Annotated in this window: 2 protein-coding genes; both read right to left on the bottom strand. The window is 56.9% G+C overall.

Going from position 1 to position 1,976, the window contains the following annotated elements; genetic code table 11:
- The coding region (locus H5U08_RS17045) for a M42 family peptidase (RefSeq protein ID WP_297035826.1) at positions 1–731 on the bottom strand (731 nt) is incomplete at its 3' end.
- Positions 732–936: 205 nt separating this feature from the next.
- Positions 937–1,976, bottom strand: a 1,040-nt coding sequence (gene rpoN, locus H5U08_RS17040) for an RNA polymerase factor sigma-54 (protein ID WP_297035824.1), incomplete at its 5' end; no start/stop codon positions are given.

The raw sequence follows: 1,976 nt of genomic DNA, 5'->3' as shown, positions 1-1,976 counted from the left end.
TTTTCCATGCTCGGGCAATCTGTGGCGAAGGTCACGTCCACGGCGACCCCTACCTGTGGGTCGATCCCAAACGCGCTCGTCCGTGCTCCGCGAAGCCCGAGTTCTTCCTGCACCGTGGCCACGGAATAGCAAGCCGTCCGGAGTTTGCTCCCGTCGAGGCGGCGGAGGGCTTCGATTACGACCCAGGCCCCCGATTTGTCATCCAGGCCGGAGGAAATAAGCCGGTTGTTCCACAGCTCGCGAGAGGCCAGCTCGATCGTGATGGGATCTCCGATCCGAACTTTTTGCGATGCTTCCGACTTGGACGTTGCGCCGATGTCGATCCACAGATCCTTCATCTTGGGGATGGCCTTTCGTTCCTCCTCTGAAAGGAGGTGGATCGGCTTGCGGCCGATGACGCCGGGAATCGGCCCACTGTCGGACCAGATCGTGACCCGCTGGCCGATGAGAACGCTCACGTCCCAACCACCAATCGACTGGAAGTAAATGAATCCATCATCATCAATGTACTGAACGATGAGCCCGATCTGATCGCAATGTCCCGCGAGCATCACACGGAATGGGGCCGCGGGATTGCGCACGGCGATCACATTGCCGTGGAAATCGGTTCTCACGTCGTCTGCAAAACGCTTCGTGTAGTCCCGGATGACATCCTGGACTGGGCGTTCATATCCAGACGGACTGGGAGTTTCCAGCAAGCGAGTCAAAAATTGGCGAGCATCAGTATCCATCCAGAACTCCTTGTCCTTCGTGGGCACAGAAAGAATTCTCTTCAGTCGTACGCAAAGCAAGCCCTTTTTTACACCCTGACAGGGCCGACCGATTCACGTCCCAAGAATGACGTATTATACTACCTCCGCCGGGCCACGTGGCAACGGAGGATGACCGCTCAATCAAGCGCATCCGGGGACCAACCCTATCGGGAAGCTGGCCGGCTCACTGGCCCTGCTTGCCGGACCCCTGCTGACGGGCTTTCTTCTTCTGCTGCTCGAAGGAGACCCAGTCTCGTCGCTCCCGGGAACTCGGAATTCCCATTTCTTCACGATATTTGGTGACTGTTCGTCGTTTAACGTGGATGCCCTGCTTGGCGAGTTCCCTGACGATTTCTTCATCGCTGAGGGGGTTGGCCTTGTCTTCGCGGTCGATCAGTTCCTTCACTTTCAGCCGAACAACGTCCCAGGCTACCTCCTCTCCCTCCGGATTGACTTTTCCACCGCAGAAAAATCGACGGAGGGGGAAAAGTCCCTGAGGGGTCTGGATCCACTTGTCGTCCACCGCACGACTCACGGTGGTCACGTGAATACCCAACTTGTCGGCAATTTGCTGCATTTTGAGCGGCTCGATGTGCTCGGGGCCTTCCCGCAGGAATTTCTCCTGATGATCGATAATCGCCTGAGCGACCCGCTGCAACGTTCGTTTGCGCTGCTCAATCCCGTCGATAATCCACTTGGCCCGCTCGATTTTGTTCTTGATATACTCCCTTTCCTCCTTGGAAAGATTCTGTCGCTCCAGACTTTGCAACAGTCCCCGGTTGATCTGAAGCCGGGGCAGATCACCTCCTTCCACCCTCGCGATGAATCGGCCATCTTCCGTCTCTTCGACGTAAACATCGGGAGTCACGGGCATGGCCGTTTCACTTCGGAACTGTAGCCCCGGCTTGGGGTTAAGTTTGCGAAGAGCCTGGAGCAATTCGTGGATGTGCTCCAGGGACCAGCGCGTTTTTCTGGCGATGTGCGGAAGCCGGTTGTGCTCGATATCTTCCAGATACTCCGAAATAAGCAGCTTGAGGTCGTCGTAATCTGGACTGTCCGGATCCAGTTGCAGCAGCAGACACTCTTTGAGATCCCGGGCGCCGACACCCGGCGGATCAAGGTCCTGCACGATTTTGAGGGCCTTTTCGGCTCGCTGGAGGTCTTCCTCCGTCGCATTCGGTCCCAACAGGTCCTGGAGACTGGTTTGCAGATAGCCGTTCTCGT

Origin of the sequence: Thermogutta sp. (genome assembly GCF_014359955.1) — a bacterium.
Lineage (GTDB): Bacteria > Planctomycetota > Planctomycetia > Pirellulales > Thermoguttaceae > Thermogutta.
The sequence above is the reverse complement of the archived record's forward strand: the minus strand, read 5'-3'. Positions and strand labels throughout refer to the sequence as shown.